This window comes from Deltaproteobacteria bacterium PRO3, from assembly GCA_030263375.1.
Classification (GTDB): Bacteria; UBA10199; UBA10199; order DSSB01; family DSSB01; genus DSSB01.
Genome location: SZOV01000038.1, coordinates 1 through 19,351 on the forward strand (window position 1 = coordinate 1; position 19,351 = coordinate 19,351).

Sequence of the window (19,351 nt, forward strand, 5' to 3'; positions counted from 1 at the left end):
CCTCAGGGGCGGGCTTGGTGACGTCGAAGGCCTCGATGCCCGCGCCGTCGAGCGAGTAGCTGACCAACAGCTTGCTGCCGGTGAAGGAGAGCAGGATCGGACGGTTGTACTTGAAGGTGGTCTGCTCCTTGCTTTCCGTGTCGAACTTGTAGAGGGCGAAGAGCGAGCCCTTGAAGAGACCGGAGCAGTAGAGTGAGCTGCCGTTCATCCCGCAGAAGGTCAGATAGACCTTGGGATTCGCGCCGTCGACGATCTTGCCAAGCGAGGCCCCGGCGGCGATGTTGCCGCCGCTCACGTCGAGCGGGATCACGTCGCCGTCCTTGTTGACCGCGAAGGCCTTGCCGCCGCCGACCACCAGGTCGACGACGTCGGGGACGGCGGCCTCCTGGACCCCGACTTGCGAGGCTAAGGCGCCGTCATGCTTGAAATTGACGCGCACGATCTTGTCGTTGCCCGAGCCACGTTGGAGGACCAGGACGCTGTAGATGCCGCTTCCGTCCTTGCCGAGTGGCTTGATGGACAAAGCCGCGGTGTTTCCAGTCCCGGCCGCGAAGTGCGCGTTGGCACCCGGCGGGGTAGTGTCGCCCAGGAAGTTCAGTTTCTGGGCGGCCGAGTCGATGCTCCAGGCGAAGAGACGCCATTCTACGTTGGCGCCGTTCAGGACGTTCATGGCGACCACCACCGCGTCCTCGTAGACGGCAACGGGGGCCAAGGGCGCGCCCAGCAATGGCGCCGGATCGACCTCGACCTCCGCGGCCGAGACGGCGGCGGGAGAGCCATCCGGCTTCAGCGCCTCGACGAGCAGCTTCTTGGCGGTCTTGTCGTTATAAGCGAGGACGAACATGTCTCCCGACTCGCCCGCCGGACTCTCGTAGGTCACCGGGAGACCGGCGAGTTTATAATTCCCGGGATAACCGGGAAAGCCGCCGAAATGAGCCCCCGGCAGGAAAGTCGCCGGCATCGGGGCGCTCGGGTCGGCCTTTTTGTAGAACAGCCCCGTTCCGCCGCCGATCTTGAGCCCGAAATACCCGTTGCGCAACGATCCCAGGGGGAAGGCGCGGGTATTGAACTTTGCGGGCAGCTCTTTATAGGTGGCCGGGTAGGGAGGGGAACTGTTCATCATCGTCTTTGCGGCCGCGTCATAATCATAGTTGGATTGAAGGGCCCCGGAGGCGATGCCGTTGGTGAAGAGCTTCTTCTGCCCAAGGCCGAAATTGGTGAACAGGCCCTTGGGATTGTCCGGCTGCGAGAGCGGATTCCCGGGCGTGTTGTTCCAGGTGTATTGCTCCACCGGGAGGCTGGCCACGTTGGGGTCGTTCAGGCCGCTGAAGTCGAATATGCTGAAGGACAAGATCGATTTCAGGCCGTAACGGTTGCCGTCCACCGCGCCCTCGGGGAACCAAGGGAGCGAGAAATGCGGGAATTCGTTGAGGGTCACCGTGCCGCCCGGGTAGGGCAGGTTGAAGGTGACGGGGGCACCCTGCAGCTCGGCGTTCTTCTTCACCTCGCCGTTGACGATGAAGAGGCCGCCGCCGCGGACCTCGGCGAACAGCTTCAGCAGCATCCAGATCTTGCGCAGCGGTTGGGCGGTCATGTCGACCGAGGAAAAGCCGTCCCAGTTATCCTTCTTGAAGGCCGTATAGGAGGCCACCGCGCCGTCGGAGGTCATGTCCAGGTCCGAGATCACCAGCTTGTCGTAGCTGCCGACTACCGGCTTGATCTCCCGGCTGCTGCCGTCCTTGCCCAGGAGGATCAGCTTTTCTTCGATGCCGCGCAGGTCGATGCGCTGCGGGGTGCTGGTGATGAAGGAGCGGACGAAATCGACCATCTCCATCAGCTTGATCTGCAGCTTGGGCTGGTTGCGGGTGACGACCAGACAGCCCTCGGGGACGGCGGCGACGTGGGTCGCCTCCATCGCGGCGCCGTTGGCGGCCGTGTGGTTCCCCGCCTCATAAAGGACGGAGGAGCAGGGCCCCGCGCCGGAGGCGTCCGGCGAGGTGCTGACGACCGCCCTGCCGCCGTCGGCGACGGCGCAGACCGTGCCGTCGCGCGCGGAGAGGTCGGTGACCGCGCCCAAGGAATGGTTGGAGGCCAACGGGGTCAGGTCCGAAGCCGACACGGTATAATAATCGATGCCGGCGAAATTACCCGCCGCCAGGATCAGCTGGCCGTCCTTTTCGAAAAACTTCAGCGAAAGCGTGGGCTGGAGGGTCGAGCGGTGGATGGCGGCTCCGCCGCCCGGCGTGACGACGATGTGGGAAGGGACGGAACGCGCGTAGTAGATTTCGTCGCCCCGCACGAAGACGTCCTGAGCCGCCAGCATCGTCGCGTTACTCACCTGGTCTTGCAATGCGTAATAGAGGCTCTTCTGCAGTTGTAGTCCCCGTTTGGATTGTCCGGAGGCGTCCGTGAACTCGCCTTCCGCGCATTGCAGCCCGGCCCCGCCGGCTTGACCGCCGATGTTGGAACCGTCGCCGCCGGGCGCGGCCCCCTTCTTGTCGCTACAGGCGCTCAAGCCCAACAAAGAGCCCGCCAGAAGCATGGCCACGGAGAGATGATAGAAGCGTTGGATGAAAATGTTCTTCATGGCGAACCTCTTATTCCTTGTCTTTCGGAGCGCTCGGGCTGAGCAGATAGGTGAGGGGATCGAAGTCTTTGGAGTCCTTGGTTGCAGTCACTCGGGAGGAGGAAGTCAATTCGGCGTCCTTCGCCTTCATCATGGAATCCAGAGCGTTGGTAAGGCCCGCCAGTAATTTAAACTGCGGGACGGCGATGGCCTCCGCCATGGCATCCACCTCGTCTCCATCCCGGTCGCGAATCCGGCTCGCGCCGACGAAGCGCTTCGAGTCCATCATGGCCTCGAAGGGGTCGTCGAGGTTGAAGTCCTTGGACAGGAACCAACTCAAGAAGGGTTGGGCCGTGATGTCCCTGTCGACGGACAGTCCTTGAAGGCCGCGCTCGCGCACCTTAGCGGAGGCTTGAATGGAGGCTTCCGCCTCGACCTTGCCGTCGACCGATTTGGGTAAGGCTGTTAAATTGGCGGCGGTGGAGTCTTTGTCGGTGCTGCTTTGCAAGGCCGCTTTGAGCTTTTCGACGTATTGAAACATGAGTTGGTATTCGGCGCCGAAGCTCGCGGCGGGATTTTGGGTCCCCAAGGTGTTGTCCTTCTTTTCCAAAAGGTCTTGCGCGCGCAGCTCGCCCGCCGACGTCAGGCAGGCCGCAAGCCCGAGCACGGCGACCAGCCGATGAAGCCGATTATTTTTCATGATGATTCTCCTTACGGATTGAAAACGAAACGAATCCCGGATCCCTAACCCTGTCCCAATATGAAGTTGAGCAATTAATATGCCAACCCCGCCTTGTAAAGCCCTGGCGGGCCCGCCGGAAGGCATTCTTGTAATTGTTCGAAATGGTTATGAATTCTATACACTGCCGGTAATGATCGGTGCCGCGGTCTAGGAAGTTGTTTATCAAAATGAGAAAACTCACTTCCCTTATCATTTTGAAAGAGAAACCGCCCCACCTCCCGGGCGCTTGGACGAGTCTGAGTCTAGTCCAGCGCCGCCCGGTACAGCTCCTGCGCGAAGAGCGCCAAGTCCCAGGCCACGTCCCGGCAGGCCAGCTCGCCGCCGCAACCGTCCTCGCCCGCGAGCAGCGCTCGGATTTTGTCGCGCAGCTGTTTGGACTCGCGGCGGAAGAGTTCTTGCCGCTGCGGGTTCTTCAAGGCGGCGATTTTTTGTGCGGCGTCCTCGAAGAAGACCTCGCCCGCGTCGGATTTCTTCAGGACCCGCAGGAGGTCGAGGGAGAGGACGTTCGCCGTGCCCTCCCAGATCGCCAGGATCTGCGCGTCGCGCAGCAGCTTGGCGACCGGGAAGTCCTCGACGCAGCCGTTGCCGCCGAAGATCTCGATGGCGCGGTGCCCGGCCTCGATGGCTTTTTCGGCGGTGAAGAACTTGATCACCGGAGTGAGCAGCCGGAGCATGGCCTCGTCTTTGGGGCCGCCTTGGCCGCGCTCGAGGTGGTCCATGAAGTTGAGCGTCTCGAAGACCAAGGCCGTGGCCTGTTGGGCGTCCGATTCCATGAGCTGGAGGGTGCGGGCGACCAGCGGGTATTCCGCGATCGGCTTGCCGAAGGCCAGGCGGCCGCGGGCGTAGTGCTGGGCCTCGAGAAAGGCCCGGCGCATCAGGCCGATGGACCACACCGCGTTGTAGATGCGCGAGAGGTTCAGCATGTCGGTCATGTAGGAAAAACCCTTGGCGAGGTCGCCGACCGGATAGGCGAGGGCGCCTTCCAGGGTGATCTCGGCCGTGGCCATCTCGCAGGTGCCCAGCTTGTTCTTGACGCGGTCGACGCGGATGCGGTTGCGCTCGCCGCTCTCCAGGTCGCGCGGCAGCAGGAAGAGGCCCAAGCCGCGCGTCCCCTCGGGCGCCCCTTCGGGCCGGGCCAGGACCAGCGCGGTGCGCGAGCCGATATTCGAGCAGAACCACTTCTCGCCGTAGAGGCGCCACTCGCCGTCTTCGAGCCGGGCGCGGCAGCTGTTGGCGCCGACGTCCGAGCCGCCCTGCACTTCGGTCAGGTACATCGCCCCGTCGTACATCGCTTCATAATCCATGCGGGTGAGGCGGGGGATCCATTTTTCCTGCAGCTCCTTGGAGCCGTGCCGCTTCAAGACCTGCAAGGTCCCGTCGGTCATGCAGATCGGGCAATAGAGCACCGAACCCGCTTGGGAGAAGAGGTAGCCGACGCCGAACTTGAGCAGGGCGGTATAGACCCGGCCTTGCTTGATGAATTCCGGCGAATGTCCCAGACCGATGATGCCGAATTCGTAGGCCTGGCGGGCGATGGCCAGGTAGCTCTCGTCGTACTCGATTTTATCTATCCTCTTTCCGGCGGGGTCGTAGGGGATGTGCTGCGGACGCCGGCGATCGCTGGGGAGCACCCGGGGACTGAATTCCCGGGCCGAGAGGCGCCCCATGCCGGACAGGTATTCCTGGGCCCAGGCGTATTCGGCCTCGGGCAGGTAGCGCCGCATCAGGTTTTGAAAAAACGGTTCTTCTTCGTAAAAATCGCGGGGTTGGTAAAGCGGGATGTTTCTTTCTTGGGCCATGATTTCTCTCGCATTTTGTTTGACGGGTCGGACGCTTAAACTTAGGATGCCCGGATAAATCTTTCAACCGATCTTCTTGGGCTTGGCGTAAAGGGGTTCCTATGGCGGAAGCGATTTCTGCAAAAAAAGGCTGTGGCATCGGCCTATACATCGTGGCGGCCATCGCCATCGTATTCATCGCGATGAACAGCTTCGTGGTCATCCCGGCGGGCAACGTCGGGGTCAAGAGCCTGTTCGGAAAGGTCGATCCGACGGTATTGAGCAGCGGTTTTCATATCGTCAATCCCTTGGTCACCATCGAGCGGATGACCGTCCGCACCCAAGAGCTGACCGAGGAGGCGATCGTGCCCTCCCGGGAGGGGCTCTCGGTCAACCTCGACGTCACCTTGCTTTACTCGCTGGTGCCCGACAAGGCCCCCGAAGTCTATCGCACCATCGGCTCCAACTACACGCAAGTCGTCATCGAACCGCAATTCCGCTCGGTCATCCGCGGCGCCACCGCCAGCTACGACGCGAAGGCCCTCTACACCTCCGAGCGCGAGGTCATTGCCAGCGCCATGATGTCGCACCTCGAGCCGCTGCTGGCGCCGCGTGGCATCCGCGTCGAGAAGATCCTGCTGCGCTCGATGACGCTGCCGCCCATCCTCTCGGATGCCATCTCCAAAAAGCTCGAGGCCGAGCAGCAGGCCGAGCAGATGAAGTTCGTCCTGGACCGCGAGCGCCAAGAGGCCGACCGCAAGCGCGTCGAAGCCGAGGGCATCGCCGATTTTCAAAAGAAGGTGGCGGACGGACTCACCGAGGCCTACCTCAAGTGGAAGGGCATCGAGGCGACGCAGAAGCTCGCGGAGAGCGGAAATTCGAAGGTCGTGATCATCGGCGCCGGCCAATCCGGCCTGCCGGTGATCCTGGGCAGCGATACGGCTCAAGGGCGGTAGGGGATGTAGGGAGCGTCGAACTATGAATCCGAAAAATCGGGCTTTGGGTTTCGTGGTAGCGGCCGTGCTCTGCTTGGGTTTTGCCCCCCTCGCCGCGGCGGAGGAGATCGTCGTGGACGGCCTCGCGGCCTCGGAAGTCGGCGCCTTCCCGAAAAATTGGAAGACCTACCCCTTCCACTACGGCAAGGCCGAGAAGGTCTACAAAGTGGCGGAGGAAAACGGCCGCAAGATCCTGCGCGCCGACGATTCCCAAGATATCTCGGTGCCGATCTTTAAGGACTTCGCTTGGGACATTGCGAAGTATCCTTACCTCAAATTCCGCTGGCGCGCGCAGAAGATCCCCGCCGGCTCGCGCGAAACCAGCCCCGCGACCAACGACAGCGCCTGCGCGGTTTACGTGGGCTTCGGGCGGACCTCGGCGCTCAAGTACGTGTGGAGCGCCTCGCTGGGCGAGGGCTCCTACTGGGCGAAGAACCCCGGGAAATTCTACATCATCGCCAAACAAAACGGCTCGGGATCCGTCGGCCGTTGGACCGAAGAAACGGTCTCGGTGAAGGAAGACTACCAAAAGTATTTCGGCAGGCCGCTCGAGAAGAAGCCTTCCGGCATCGGGGTGATGACCGACGGCAACGCCACGCACCAGCCCGCGGCCTGCGACTACGCCGATTTCCGTATCGCCACCGGGCCCTAAGCCTAGGACACCAGGCGGTCGATCGACTCGCGCACGCCGTAGGCCACCGGGATTTCCCCCGCATCTCCCCCGCCCTCAAAAAAAGCGTCAGGATTTCCCGGCTCCTCGTAGCCGGCGCGTCCACGGCTTGAGGCAGGCCGGCGCGACGGCGCCGGTTGGTTGCGCTTCAGCGAGACGCGGCGGATCAGTTCCCAGCGCGCCTGAATGAAGAGGTGACGCAGCGCCTCGCGCTCCGGGCCCGAGGCGGCGAGGTAACGCGACAGGCTCTCTTCCACTCGCTTCTGCAGGGCCTGGCGGCCGCCGTGCAGAGGGTAGAGGCGCGCCGGGGCCGCGAAGGCGGGCAGGCCCCCGGGCTTAAGGTAGCCCTCCAGGAGCTCCGCGACGACTTTCTTGATCCGTTGCGTCTTGCCCGCGAGCAGATATTGCAGGGTGCTCAGGCTGAAGTGGAATTCGCGCGCTTTGAGGTCGGTCTGCAGCTGCAGGGCGATCTGCCGCCGGGTCAGCCCGGGCGCGGCCTGCAGCAGGCGCTCGACTTGGCCGGGAACGGCCTCCGCCGCGACGTATTGGCTCCACTCGAGGGAGGCGCCGCCTGCGGAGCGCACGAAATCGGCGACCTTGTCCTCGGCGTCGAGGCCGTCGGCCTCCAGCAATTCCTGCAGGGTATCGACGATCACCTTGCGGGTCTTGTGGGTCTTGCCCTCGAGGACCGACTGCAGCGAGCTTAGGTGGTAGGCGTAGCCCTTCTCCTGCAGCCGCTGCTGCAGGCGCAGGGCGAGCTGGCGCTTGGAGAGGCCGCGATGCTTCAGCAGGTAGGCATCGGCATAGTGCGACAGATCGCCGACCTCGATTTTCTGAACCTCCTGCTTACCCGACCCCTCGGCGGCCTCGAGATAGGTCTCGACCGCGGCCCTATCCGCGAGCCCTTCGGCGAGGAAATAGCCGAGCAGCTCTTCCTCGAGCACCTTGCGCACCTTTTGGGTCTTGCCGGAGAGGGCGGCCTGCAGGGTTTCCAGGCCGATGGAGAGGCCCTTGGCCTTGAGGCTGGCGCCCAGCTGCAGGGCCAGCTTGCGGCGGCTCAGGCCCTTGTGGCGAAAGAGGTAACCGTCCGCCATCTGGTGCAGAAAGGCGGGGGGCACGTAGAGCGAATCGTCCTGGCTTTTGGCGAGGGCGCTCTTCTCCTGAGCGAAGTTTTCCAGCAGGGATTTCTTGCCGGGGATGGGGTGTTCCTCGAGCCAGTGCAGGAGGGATTTCTCCAGCGGCTCGGGGATATATTCGATGCTGCCCAAGAGCTGCCGCTTCAAGGTGCGGGGATGGTAGTGCAGTCCTTGGCCCTCGAGCGATTGGGACAGGGCGCGGATCAGCTCGGGCTGCCGCGGGGCGCGGGGGGTCCGAAGCAGGCCCCGATAGAGATTTTGCAAGGGGGCCCCGAAGACCTTGACGGCCGGAGGTTCCACGAGCGCCTTCTTTTCCATAACACCCTCTTTTCTGACATTTACTTCTAAATGATAATAATTATTATCTACTAGCAAAACCAGTCATAAACTGTCAAGTTAGAGGGGCGAATTCAAAGAATTTTGTACGGAAAAAATCGTCGCAATTTTCTTTGGGAATTGACGATAAAGGCTTGAGTTCTCTAAGATAAATAAATAAAACAGGCGTCGAATAGCGACGAGTTTACCCAATGAAAATGTCCGTTCTAGAAGAGAAGCTTCGGCAGAAGAGTCTCAAGATCACCCCCCAAAGGCTCGAGATCCTTCGAGCTGTGCAGCACCATCAATGCGACCACCCCTCAGCCGAGTTGATCTATCAGGCCGTCAAGAAGCGCTACCCGGCGGTCTCGCTCGCAACGGTCTACAAGACCCTCGAGACCCTCGTGCAGATCGGCGAGATCCGTATCGCCATCGTCTCCGACGGCAAGACGCGCTACGACACCCGCATGGACCGGCATCATCATTTTCTCTGCTCCGCCTGCGGCGGGGTTCAAGACGTCGAGATGCGCATGGACTGCCTCGAGACCTGCACCCCCGAGTCCCTGGTCGGCAAGGGCACCATCCACCGCGGCGAGGTGATCTTCCACGGCATCTGCAGCGGCTGCGAGGCCAAGCAGGCCCCGGCGCCGAACACCCCTCTTCTATAAAGTCCAACGCGCCTGCGGCCGCGGCCTCAGCGCCACCTTTCTCATGATCCTTCGCGTGCGATGTCCCCAATGCCATCAAGAAGTCCCCTACGAGGGAAATCCCCATCGGCCCTTTTGCAGCGAGCGCTGCCGCCGCATTGATCTGGGGACCTGGGCCTCGGAGGGCTACGCCATCCCCGGTCAAAGCCTGGAGGTCGAGGAGCAAAGCCCGGATTTGGGGAAGAACGCGGACGAGGAAAACGAGCCCGCGAAATAAATCCCTCGGGCAGCGCTGTGCGAAATGGATCTCCCCCGTCGGCAATATTCAGTTGTGAGCGGCCCCGCTTTTGGGTAGAAATTCGCCACGCTCGGGCCCGAATTTCCCTCGAAGGAGGTTGCCGATGAAGACCGGATTTCTCTCGATTCGGGGCGCGCTTCCCGCGTTCCTCGCCTGTTCCCTAATTTTCTCCGGCTGCGACGGGAGTTTTCTCCGCAGCAAGAGCGAGGAGTTCTCCGGCAAGAAGGCGGCCCCCGTAGCGCCGGACGCCGTCCCGCCGCCCCCAGCCCCGCCGACGCCTCCCGCGCCGCCTCCGGTCCCCGTTTCGCCGCCGACCGAGACCCAGCCCACCGTTCCGGGCGTTCCGCCGCCACCGACGGCTCCCGCGACCGACGACGCCTCCTTGATCAACGAGATCAACGCCTACGTGAAGTGCCTCAACCGCACCGCCTCCCGCACCGCGGACAGCCGCCGCCGCTATCTCTCCTGGGTCAACGAACAGAGTGGCCCTACCTGTAAAGAAACCTACATCTCCTACGGGCTCTATACCTTGTACGAAGACGGCGTGAAGACCTGTAACGACGCGGCCGACAGCGGCAAGACGACGGGTCCCTCGCTGCCCAAGGCCGAGCAGGCCGCCGCCGAGCTGGCCGCGGCCTACGCCGAGCTGGTGCCGCTCGCGCAGAAGGCCGAGGACTATTACCAGCAGCAGGATTACAAGGACGACGGCTGCGCCAAGGCCAAAGAGATGCATCCCAAGCTGATGTCGGCCTTCAACCGCTTCCTCGACGCCGAGCGGCGCCTCTCCGCCGAGGTCGACGCGATCAAGGCCGACGTTGAGCTCAAAGAGCTCGCGCGCCTCGAGCAGCAGCAGGGCAAGCGGCTGCCGTACTACACCCAAAGTTTCATGATCGCCTCGCGGCGCCTGATGCGGACCGTTCCTAAGGAAAATCTCGCGGAGTTCCAATCCGCCGCCTACCTTGCGGCCTACGACGGACTGCAAAAGGAGTACGACGCGATGCTCGCCTACGCGGAGGCCAATGCGCCGGAGACGAGCAAGACCTTCTGGTACAGCGGCTTCGAGAGCAGCGCGAAGAACTTCTTCACCCAGGCGAAGTTCCTCAAGCGGGACCTGGCCGAGGGCAAGAAGGCCAACGCCCGCGGCATGAACGAGGTGGTCGATTCCTACAATCGGCTGGTGGGCGACGCGAACAACCTGCGCTTCGACTTTCCTTAGGTCTGATTTCTCCGCCAAGGTAGCAACTTTAGTACTTTTTTTCCGAAGATCCCCCGTACCGGGAAAATGGCTGGTGGGGGCACACGATCTCTGGGCTTCGTCCCGTCCCGCCTCATTTAACCCCTCAAAATAATTCCATTTATTGGGAGTGTCCATGACGCCACCTCTCCCGACGTCTCCTCTTGGAGGAGCCGCGAAAATCGATTCGTCCGCCGAAGTCCCCGCGCCTTACGAGGGGAAACCCGCGCCCTTGGGCCCGGGCGGCGGCGCCCCGCTCAACCCCGTGGATACCTTTGTCCCGATGGACGACTCCGGGACCGCTGAATACAAGACCGTCCAAGAACTCCTCGCCGCGCTGGGGGACGAGCAACTCTTCGGCAAGCTCGGCTACGCGAAATACAATCCCGAGCGCAACGGCAAATACCTCGAGGTGACCGTCGCCGTCCTCGAGATCAAGAAGCTGATCCGCGGCGACAGCAAGTCCTCCGCCGAGGCCGTGAAAAGGATCGGCGAGTGGCTCAACAAATACGAGCTGCTCACCGACACTCAAGTGGCCCACGTCGCCCGCGTGAATTTGATCAAGGCCCTCCAGCGCGCCCCTAAGGGCGCCGGCATCGACGCGGGCGTGAAGGACGTCCTCGCCGCCTTGCAAAAGCAATACACCCCGAAGCCGCCGGAGCCCAAATCCCCGCCCGCCAAGGAGGCGCCCAAGGAGACACCCAAAGAGGCGCCGAAGGCGAAGGAAAATCCCCCTCCCAAGGCTGCGAGCTCCCTGACCGAGGCCTTGAGCGACCGCGTCCTCTTCGACAAGCATTTCGACGCCTACGACAAGGAGCGCAACAAGACTTACGCCCCGGTCAGCATCGCCATCCTCGAAGTGAAGAAGGTCGCCAAGGGCGAGGCGAGCAGCCCGGCCGAGGCAAAAGGGAAGATCGTCGCCTGGCTGAAGGACGAAAAGCTCTTGAAGGACCCCGTCGCCCACCAAGCCCGCTTGGGTTTGATCGCGGCCTTAAACGCGGCCCCCAAGGGCACGGAGGCCTACAACCAAGCCATCGCGGAACTCCTCGCCGCCTTGAAGGCCAACTACGGAACGGCGGGGGCCCCCGCGAAGCCGGAAGAGGCGAAACCGGATGCCGGTTCCAAGGCCAAGGCCGGTCCCAAGGGCCTGACCGAGCTGAGCGTCAATCCCAAGGGCAAGACCAAGGCGAAGCGCGAGGACGACACCTCCAGCCTGAGCTCGGGCCTGACCGCGGCGGTCAAGCCGGCGATGAGCCGCCTGCTCAAGAAATACGACAGCCTGAACGTGAAGTGCCAGATGACGCTCTCGATCGACGAATCCACCGGACAAATAGTCACTGTCTCCTTCAAAGACATCAAGACGGGCGCCAATATCTCCGCGGAGGATACCCGCGAGCTGCTGGAGACCATCGCCAACAATCTTCGCACGCGTTTTCGTTTCAAGCCCATGGGCGAGTCGGGGCTCGCCTTCATCAAGGTCCCTTTATCCATCGTCGGTCAATGAGGAATTTATGACCCCGCCCATTTTCAGCAGACCCGTGGCAACCCAAAATCCTGTGGAACCGCATCCTTTTCTCACGGGTTTCTCGAGAGCGGATGAAAGCAAACCGGAGCTGGTTTCCGGCGACAGCTCCTCCTTCATTCGGCTCGACGACAAAGGAGAGACCTTTCCCACCGTGGAGGACCTGCTCAAGGCCATCGCGGACGAGCCCTTGTTCGGCGCGGTGGCGAACGCGAAATACCAGCCGGAGCGTAACAAAAAGTACCTGAAGGTTACGGTCGCGATTTTGGAGATTCGAAAATACCTGCGCGGCGACGAAAAGAGCGCCACAACCGCCGCGAAGAAGATCGAAGAGTGGCTGAGCGATGGCGAACTGCTCGGCGACACCCTCGTCGCCCACCAGGCCCGCGTCAACCTCATCAAGGCCCTCAAAAAGGCGCCCAAGGAGAAGGGGATCGACGAGGGCGTGAAGGCGATGCTCGCGGCCCTCACCAAGAATTACGCACCCAAGGCCGCCGAGGCCAAGCCCGCCGAGTCGGCGGGAGAGGCGAAGGCCAAGGACGCGGCCGCCGTCCTCTCCGAAATGACCGACGCCAAGCTGTTCGGCGAGAAGTATTCGGCCTACGATGCCAAGCGCAACAAGGAATACCTCGACGTGACCCTGGCGATCATGGAGGTCCGCAAGTTCGTCCGAGGCGACGCCTCAAATCCGGCCGCCGCCCAGGAAAAGATCGCGGCTTGGCTGAACCAATACGCCCTGCTGACCGATGCCGTGCCGCACCAGGCCCGCGTCAACCTGGTCAAGGCGCTCGAGGGGGCCTCCGGCGCCTCCGAGGAGTGGAACAAGGGCGTCGCCGCGATCGTGGCGACCCTGCGGGCCAAGTACAACCCCGCGCCGCCGGAAAAGCCCGCGGAACCCGATCCCCCCAAGGAAACTCCGAAGCCGGAGGAAAAGCCCGCGCCCGAAAAGCCCAAGGAGGAGCCGCCCAAGGAGGGCGTCCCCGCGGACAAACCGAAAGAGGCGGAGAAGCCCAAGGAGGCGGCCAAGCCGAAGACCTTGCAGGCGAGCTATGCCTTCACCAAATTCACTTTCGCCGCGAAGGACAAGCGGGAGGATACCGACTTAACCTTGGTCAAGTCGGTCATGGCCCTGTTGCGCCCGGCCGTCGATCCCCTGCAGACGAAGGACCCAGAATTCGAGTTGAAGTGCGAGATGCAGATCAAGATCAACAACGAGACGGGCGAGGTGGTCGAGGTCTTGATCCAGGACATCAAGGTCAAGGGCAAGACCTCCGTGGAGGACATCGAGGGCGCCTTCCAAAACATGGCCGAGCGTTTCCACGCCCGCTACCGTTTCAAGCGCGGGAAGGAAGACAAGGGGCCGACGACGGTGATCGGGATTCCGTTGGATTTTAAGAAAAAGTAGACGGTAGGGGCGAACAGGACCGCAAGGTCCCAAGCAAGGTTCGCTCCTACAGGTTTTCGAAAAGGATCCCGTAACGCAGCCCGTGGTCGCTGACCAGGATCTCCTCCATTCCAAAAAATTTCATAGACTCAAGCAGGATGGCGCCGCCGATCGGCAGCAGCTCGGCCCGGTCAGGGTGCATGCCGGGCATGGCGCGGCGCTCGGCCAGACTCTTTCCGCGCAGCGACTCGACCAGGCCTTCCAAGGCGGGAAGCTTGAGCCGAAAGCCGTGCACCTTCTCCGGATCGTAGGCCGGCAACTGCTGCAGGACCGCGGCCAGGCTGGCTGGCGTCGCGGCGACGGCGGCCCAGGCCTCGGGGCGCGCTCGGACCTCGCCCAGGTTTTCTTGCAGCAGGCGGCGGATCTCGCCGAGCACCGCGCTCCATTCCGCATCGCGGATCGGATGCCCCCGCACGAAACGCTCGGTGAGCTTGACCGTCCCCATCGGCAGGCTGAAGCGGGGCCCCTGGCGCCCGAAGACGAATTCCGTCGAGCCGCCCCCGATGTCGATCATGCCCAGCGAGCCGCGGCCTCCGCCGAAGTCGTGCCAGGCGCTGGCGAAGGAGTAATGCGCCTCCTCGTCGCCGCTTAGGACGCGGACGGGAAAACCCAGCTTATCTTGAATCTCCGCGGCGAAGTCGGCGCCGTCGCGGGCGCGGCGAAAGGCCGCCGTCCCGGCGGCCAGGATGCGCTCGGCGCCCTTGGCGAGGGCCAGCTCTTTGAAGCGGGCCAAGGCCTTGAGCGCGCGGGCCTTCGCCTCGGGGTGCAGCTCGCCGCCGTCGCTCAGCCCCTGGCCCAGACGCGTCACCTCGCCCTCGTCGAACAAGATGCGCGTCGAGCCGTCGTCCTGTCGGCGTCCGACCGTGACCAACAGCGTGTTGGAGCCGATGTCGATGACGGCGAGGGTCTTCATCTATTCCTTTTTCTTCTCCCCGGTATCGAGCCAATTGGACCAGTCGGGCGTCTTGCATTGCCCGTCGGTGGTGATAGCGGTCTGGTTGGAGCCGTCCCACATCATGAGATAAAGGTTGGATCCGCGGTTGCGGCTGCTCGAAAACACCAGGTAACGCCCGTCGGGTGAGAAGGAGGGGTTTTCGTTGTTGCCGCTGCCGCTGGTCAGCTGCTGCTGCATCGAGCCGTCGGCGTTCATCAGGAAGACATCGAAGCCGCTGCCGCTGCGTTTGACGAAGGCGATCTTGTCGCCGCGCGGCGACCACTCCGGCGTGTCGTTTTGGTAGCCGGTGAAGGTGAGGCGCTTGGGCTCGGCGCCGTTCTTGTCGGTGACGAAGAGGTGCAGGTTGCCCGCCCGCTCGGAGGCGAAAGCGATCAGGTTGCCGTCCGGGGACCAAGAGGGGGAGATGTCGATGCCCTGGCTCTTGGTCAGCTGCGCCACCTGGTTGCCCTTGGCGTCGATCAGGTAGAGATCCGGGTCGCCCGCCATGCTGGAGGAGAAGGCGATCAGCGAACCGTCGGGCGAAAAGCTGGGCGTGATGTTGAGCATGTTGTTGAAGGTGAGGCGCTTCGGCTTGCTCTTTTTCACCGAGCTCATGAAGAGCTCGGGGAAGAACTTGGCGTAGGAGGTGAAGACCAGTTGGCCGCCGTCGGGCGAGAAATTGGGCGAGAGGTTCATCGCGGTGTTGTTGGTGATGGGCTCGCGCTCGGTGCCGTCGACGTTCATGATCACGATCTGCTCTTTGCCCCGTGGGCCGCACGCCGCCGCGATCTTGGTGTTGAAGATGCCGCGCTCGCCGGTTAAGGCCAACAGGATCTCGTCGGCGAAGCGGTGGATCGCCGCATAGGCCTTGTCCTTGGGGACTTTGTATTCCTTGCCGACCAGCATTTGCTTGAGGCTGGGGTCGTAGAGCCTCAACTCGAGGACGAGGTTCTTGCCCTTCTTTTGGTAGCCGCCCTTGACGAAGACGGTCGCACCCGTAGCGGTCCACTTCGAAAAATCCAGGCCCTCCTCGGGAGTCAGCGCCGGGCCGCGGTCGGCGTAATGGGCCTTGTCGACGATGTCGAAATAGCCCGCGAGCTTGAGATTCTTTCGCAGAATGTCCGCGACCTCGACGCCGGTGGCGTCGGCCTGGCCGCTCTTCTTTTCGATCAGGTCGGCCACCGCGATGGGGAATTTCCGCTCGGGGGAGAACTGGTCGATCAGGATGTAGATGGCGGCTTGGGAGCTGAGCGGCAGCAAGAGCAGGAACGCGAAGAGGGCGAGGGAAAGGCGGCGTTTCATGGATATCTCCTATGAAAAATCATCTCCTGCCTAGCATGCGGGAGCTGAAATCGACAACAAATCCTTCGGACAAGGCCTCCGCCTTGATGCCCTCCGGCGGCGGCGGGAGGGGCGAGGCGCGCTCGATGGCGCGCAGGGCGGACAGATCGAAGCTCTCGTTGCCGCTGCCGCGCACGACGTGCTTGGAGATCACCTGGCCGGAGGCGTTGATCCGCACCTGGATGCGGGCGCGGATCGCCTGCTCGCCCTGGGGCGCGCCGCCGGTGCTGATCCATTGCCGGATGATCTTGGAGCGGACGGCGGACTGGTACTGGGCGTAGCCGGGATCGGTCGCGTTGACGTCGCCGGCGGGGCTGCCGAAGGCGGGGACTTGGCCCGTACCCGTGCCGCCGGGCACGCCCGTCGGCGCGGCGGGTTGGGCGGCGGTTTCGCGCTCTTTCAGCTCGGTTTGGATGCCGGCCAGGGCCTCGGAGATCTTGGCCTCGTTCGGCGCGGGGACGCGCGGCTTGGCGGCGGGCACGACCGGCGTCGCCGGGGCGGGCTTCGCGGGCGAGGGTTTGGGAGCGGGCTTCTTCTCTTGGCCGAGATGCACCGTCGGCTTGGGTTCCGCGGGCGACGCCGGCTTGGCCGGCTTGGGCGGCGGCGCCATCGGCTCTATCGGCGCGGGTTTGGCCACGGGCACGGGAGGCGGCGGCTGCGGGGGCGCGGCGGGTTGCGGCGCGGCCGGCTTTTCGGCCGGCGGCGGTTTGGCGAACAGGGATCCGCGCGGATCGCCCATGCGCGTGAGACGCACCATCGTGACCTGGGTGGTCTTGACCGGCGGCGGAGGCGTCGTATCTCCGAACAGCAGCAAGAGGATCAGGGCGATGGCATGCAGGCTGATCGAGTAGAGAAAATATTTTTTATAGGAGTCCGAAAAGTCCAAGGGAATTCGTTCCTGAGAGATTTCGTGGGACCCGGTTTCGATATCCGTTAAGACGGCGTTTTTGCGGGGTTCGTAGGGGCCGTTCGCGAACGGCCCCTACGTGGCTGGCAAAGACGCGACGATAACGACATCAGTATCCCGGGGGCGAACCCAATTTCGCCCCTATAATGGCTTTGTGATCTCGGGCTCGGTGACCATCCCGATGCGTTCGATCCCCGCCTGCTTGCAGGCCGACATCACCTGCACCACCGACCCGTAGGGGACGTTGCGGTCGGCGCGCAGGTAGACGACCTTGTCGGTCTGGCCCTCGAAGAGCGAGGCCAGGCGCGCGCCGAGCGTCTCGCTGTTGTAGACCGTGGCCGGGTCGTTGGAGAGGAAGATCTCGCCGGACTTGTTGATCGTGATGATCTTGTCGTCCTTGCCCGAGGGCGCGGCCGAGGCGCTGGCCTGAGGCAGGTCGACGTCGATGCCCTCCTGCAGCAGGGGCGCGGTGACCATGAAGATGATCAGCAGGACCAGCATGATGTCGACCAGCGGGACGATGTTGATTTCGGCCAGCGTGGTGCGCGGGCCCTTGACGTTGTTGGAGCCGGTAAAGGCCATGGCGCCCTCCTAAAAAAATTCCTTCTCGATGCGGTGCTCGAGGTCGATGGCGAAGTCGTTTAAGTCTTTCCCTAGCACCTTCAATTTGCTGACGAAGTAGTTGTAGGCGATGACCGCGGGGATGGCCGCGCCCAGTCCTACCGCCGTGGCGATCAAGGCCTCGGCGATGTAGGGGCCGACGACCGCCAGGCTGGAGGACTTTTGCTGCCCGATTGCCCAGAAGGCCGTCAGGATGCCCCAGACCGTCCCGAACAGCCCGATGAAGGGCGAGGCGGAGGCGGTGGTCGCCAAAAAAGAGGTCAGCTGCTCGAGCCGCGCCATCTCGTCGCTTTCGGCGCGGCGGATGTTCTTGCGGATGTGGTCGAGGTTGATCGCGGGACGGCTGGCCGGGTCTTTGGCCTTCTGCTGCTTCGCGCGCAGGATGTCGGCGATGCCCGAGCTGAAGATGGCGTAGAGCGGGTTGCCCTCTTGCGGCGTCGTCTTGGTGAGCATCTCCTCGATGGTGTAGGTCTGGTCGAAGGCCTGGGAAAACTTGTCCGCGCTCTTCTTCGCCCGCTTCACCTGGGCGTACTTGTAGAAGATGATCGCCCAGCTCGTTATCGAGAAGAAGATCAGGATGAGCAGGACCGCCTTGACCAGGGGATCGCTGGAAAAGACCATGTGGAGGACGGATTGGGTCTCTGCCGGGGCGACCGGGGGGGTCATTTGAAGCAGGATGCCGGGGAGGGTCATGGCTAGAACTCCTATATATATGGATAGGGGACGCGAATGTACGGGTTTAGACGTTCCAAGGTGCCAGAAAGTCCTAGGTTTTTTCTAAATTCGGGCTCTAGCACAGTCAAAAAGCCCATAAAATAGAAAATTCGGCAAAAACGCGGGCTTTCTTGACAGGAAAGGGGCTCTCCCACTAATAGAGCGCAAATCGGTACAATGCGTTCGTGCATCCAAAAATTCCTAGGAGGCTTTATGAGTATCCGAACGACGATGGAAGAGGCTTTTCAACGCGGCGAAAAGATCAAGGCCCAAATCCTCGAAGACGTCATGAATTCCCAGGCGATGGGCGAGCTGCTGCAGAACGAATACTTCCTCAAGTCGCTCTCGGCCCTCATGAACACCAAGTACGAGCTCAAGAAGGCGCTGCGCAGCAACCTGAAGTCGGTGCTGCGGATCTTCGACCTCCCGACCCGCGACGAGATCAACACCATGGAGCGAAAGCTGTCCCGCCTCGAGACCGAGATCGACGGTATCCACCGCAAGGTGATGACGGCGCGCCTGGCCAAGGCCAAGGCCGGTTCCGCGAAGAAGGCTGCGCGCGCCAAGCACGCGAAGTAGGCCCGCAGGACACATTCTTTTTTTCTTTGGATTCCGAAGCGCGGGGAAGCCGGGCGTCAGGCCCGGGATGTTCCCCGTCCTTCGGAATCTCTTTTTGTAACTTATGGATGCACCGATCGGCATTTTCGACTCCGGCTTGGGCGGCTTGACCGTCCTGCGCGAGATCGAGCGGGCCCTGCCCGCCGAGGACCTGATCTACGTCGGCGACACCGCCCGCGTCCCTTACGGCATCAAATCGTCCGAGACCGTCACCCGCTATTCCCGGGAAATCTGCGATTTCCTGGTGAGGCAGGGGGTCAAGGCCATTGTCGTGGCCTGCAATACCTCCTCCGCACTGGCCCTCGAGACCCTGCGCCCGCACTACGGCCTGCCGCTCTTGGGGGTCTTGGAGCCGGGGGCCCAGGCCGCGGTGGACGCCACCCGGTCCCAGGTCATCGGGGTCATCGGCACCGAGGGGACCATCAAGTCGGGCGGCTACGCCCAAGCCATCCGGCGAAAATTGCCCCAGGCCCAGGTGCGCGGCCGGGCCTGTCCGCTCTTTGTGCCCCTGGTCGAGGAGGGCTGGGCCCGTCACGAGGTGACCCGACAGGTGGCCGAGGTCTACTTGGGCGAGTGGCGGGGCGACGGCATCGACACCCTGATCTTGGGCTGCACCCATTACCCCGTCTTGAAGCCCCTGATCCAAGAGGTCCTGCCGGGGGTGACCCTGGTCGATTCGGCCCAGGCGACCGCCAAGGCGCTCCAGGTCTTGCTGGGCGAGCTGGGCCTGCTCAAGGTCGCCTCGGAGGCCGGGAGCCGCCGTTTTTTCACCACCGACGCCCCCCAAAAACTGAGCGAGCTGGCCGCCCGCTTCCTGGGCCACGAGCTGGGACCCGTCGAATTGACGAATTTGGGCGTGGAATGACGGC

19 protein-coding genes are annotated in these 19,351 nt (G+C 62.9%); 9 read left to right on the forward strand and 10 right to left on the reverse strand.

Translation table 11 applies throughout. The features are described 5' to 3' along the window. The 3 genes from FBR05_07625 to FBR05_07635 form a co-directional block, all read right to left on the reverse strand. The coding region (locus FBR05_07625; GenBank protein ID MDL1872062.1) for a hypothetical protein at positions 1 to 2,587 on the reverse strand (2,587 nt) is incomplete at its 3' end. Positions 2,588 to 2,597: 10 nt separating this feature from the next. Beyond that, on the reverse strand, positions 2,598 to 3,266 hold the full coding sequence (locus tag FBR05_07630) for a hypothetical protein (GenBank protein MDL1872063.1): 669 nt from the start codon (positions 3,264 to 3,266) through the stop codon (positions 2,598 to 2,600). Positions 3,267 to 3,550: 284 nt separating this feature from the next. Further along, entirely contained in the window at positions 3,551 to 5,107 is a 1,557-nt protein-coding gene (locus tag FBR05_07635) for an isovaleryl-CoA dehydrogenase (protein MDL1872064.1), read from the reverse strand. Positions 5,108 to 5,208: 101 nt separating this feature from the next. Between FBR05_07635 and FBR05_07640 the strand changes: the two genes are divergently transcribed. Together FBR05_07640 and FBR05_07645 are read left to right on the forward strand one after the other, a co-directional pair. Then, positions 5,209 to 6,042 (forward strand): prohibitin family protein, encoded by an 834-nt coding sequence (locus FBR05_07640; GenBank protein MDL1872065.1) that lies wholly within the window; start codon positions 5,209 to 5,211, stop codon positions 6,040 to 6,042. 22 nt (positions 6,043 to 6,064) lie between these two features. Then, complete coding sequence (locus FBR05_07645; GenBank protein ID MDL1872066.1) at positions 6,065 to 6,733, forward strand: DUF3047 domain-containing protein; 669 nt, start codon at positions 6,065 to 6,067, stop codon at positions 6,731 to 6,733. A 2-nt stretch (positions 6,734 to 6,735) separates the two neighbouring features. Here the strand turns inward: FBR05_07645 and FBR05_07650 are convergent, their stop codons facing one another. Then, entirely contained in the window at positions 6,736 to 8,205 is a 1,470-nt protein-coding gene (locus tag FBR05_07650; protein MDL1872067.1) for a hypothetical protein, read from the reverse strand. A gap of 209 nt (positions 8,206 to 8,414) precedes the next feature. Here FBR05_07650 and FBR05_07655 point away from each other — a divergent pair, with 209 nt between their 5' ends. Next, complete coding sequence (locus FBR05_07655; GenBank protein MDL1872068.1) at positions 8,415 to 8,870, forward strand: transcriptional repressor; 456 nt, start codon at positions 8,415 to 8,417, stop codon at positions 8,868 to 8,870. 43 nt (positions 8,871 to 8,913) lie between these two features. Further along, positions 8,914 to 9,126: a DNA gyrase inhibitor YacG gene (gene yacG / locus FBR05_07660; GenBank protein ID MDL1872069.1), complete on the forward strand. Its 213-nt coding sequence runs from the start codon at positions 8,914 to 8,916 to the stop codon at positions 9,124 to 9,126. Positions 9,127 to 9,174: 48 nt separating this feature from the next. Here the strand turns inward: yacG and FBR05_07665 are convergent, their stop codons facing one another. Continuing rightward, the gene (locus tag FBR05_07665) at positions 9,175 to 9,546 is read right to left on the reverse strand and encodes a hypothetical protein (GenBank protein ID MDL1872070.1); all 372 of its coding nucleotides are present in this window, start codon (positions 9,544 to 9,546) and stop codon (positions 9,175 to 9,177) included. Here FBR05_07665 and FBR05_07670 point away from each other — a divergent pair. The 3 genes from FBR05_07670 to FBR05_07680 all read left to right on the forward strand — a co-directional run bounded on the left by FBR05_07670 (position 9,530) and on the right by FBR05_07680 (position 13,308). After that, positions 9,530 to 10,363, forward strand: coding sequence for a DUF3829 domain-containing protein (locus FBR05_07670; GenBank protein MDL1872071.1), 834 nt, complete (start codon positions 9,530 to 9,532; stop codon positions 10,361 to 10,363). The genes FBR05_07665 and FBR05_07670 overlap by 17 nt on opposite strands. Before the next feature lie 154 nt (positions 10,364 to 10,517). Further along, the gene (locus tag FBR05_07675) at positions 10,518 to 11,885 is read left to right on the forward strand and encodes a hypothetical protein (protein ID MDL1872072.1); all 1,368 of its coding nucleotides are present in this window, start codon (positions 10,518 to 10,520) and stop codon (positions 11,883 to 11,885) included. 7 nt (positions 11,886 to 11,892) lie between these two features. Beyond that, positions 11,893 to 13,308, forward strand: coding sequence for a hypothetical protein (locus tag FBR05_07680; GenBank protein ID MDL1872073.1), 1,416 nt, complete (start codon positions 11,893 to 11,895; stop codon positions 13,306 to 13,308). A gap of 46 nt (positions 13,309 to 13,354) precedes the next feature. Here FBR05_07680 and FBR05_07685 read toward each other — a convergent pair whose 3' ends face one another. The 5 genes from FBR05_07685 to FBR05_07705 form a co-directional block, all read right to left on the reverse strand. Then, entirely contained in the window at positions 13,355 to 14,260 is a 906-nt protein-coding gene (locus FBR05_07685) for a Ppx/GppA family phosphatase (GenBank protein ID MDL1872074.1), read from the reverse strand. Continuing rightward, on the reverse strand, positions 14,261 to 15,583 hold the full coding sequence (gene tolB, locus FBR05_07690) for a Tol-Pal system beta propeller repeat protein TolB (GenBank protein ID MDL1872075.1): 1,323 nt from the start codon (positions 15,581 to 15,583) through the stop codon (positions 14,261 to 14,263). Between the two features lie 19 nt (positions 15,584 to 15,602). Next, positions 15,603 to 16,508, reverse strand: a complete 906-nt coding sequence (locus tag FBR05_07695) for a TonB family protein (protein MDL1872076.1) — start codon at positions 16,506 to 16,508, stop codon at positions 15,603 to 15,605. Positions 16,509 to 16,670: 162 nt separating this feature from the next. Continuing rightward, positions 16,671 to 17,111: a protein TolR gene (tolR, locus tag FBR05_07700; protein MDL1872077.1), complete on the reverse strand. Its 441-nt coding sequence runs from the start codon at positions 17,109 to 17,111 to the stop codon at positions 16,671 to 16,673. Positions 17,112 to 17,120: 9 nt separating this feature from the next. Continuing rightward, positions 17,121 to 17,843, reverse strand: a complete 723-nt coding sequence (locus tag FBR05_07705) for a Tol-Pal system subunit TolQ (protein MDL1872078.1) — start codon at positions 17,841 to 17,843, stop codon at positions 17,121 to 17,123. 234 nt (positions 17,844 to 18,077) lie between these two features. Here FBR05_07705 and FBR05_07710 point away from each other — a divergent pair, with 234 nt between their 5' ends. Both FBR05_07710 and FBR05_07715 read left to right on the forward strand, forming a co-directional pair. Next, entirely contained in the window at positions 18,078 to 18,443 is a 366-nt protein-coding gene (locus FBR05_07710; protein ID MDL1872079.1) for a hypothetical protein, read from the forward strand. 103 nt (positions 18,444 to 18,546) lie between these two features. Next, the gene (locus FBR05_07715) at positions 18,547 to 19,347 is read left to right on the forward strand and encodes a glutamate racemase (GenBank protein ID MDL1872080.1); all 801 of its coding nucleotides are present in this window, start codon (positions 18,547 to 18,549) and stop codon (positions 19,345 to 19,347) included. Positions 19,348 to 19,351 lie beyond the last annotated feature (4 nt).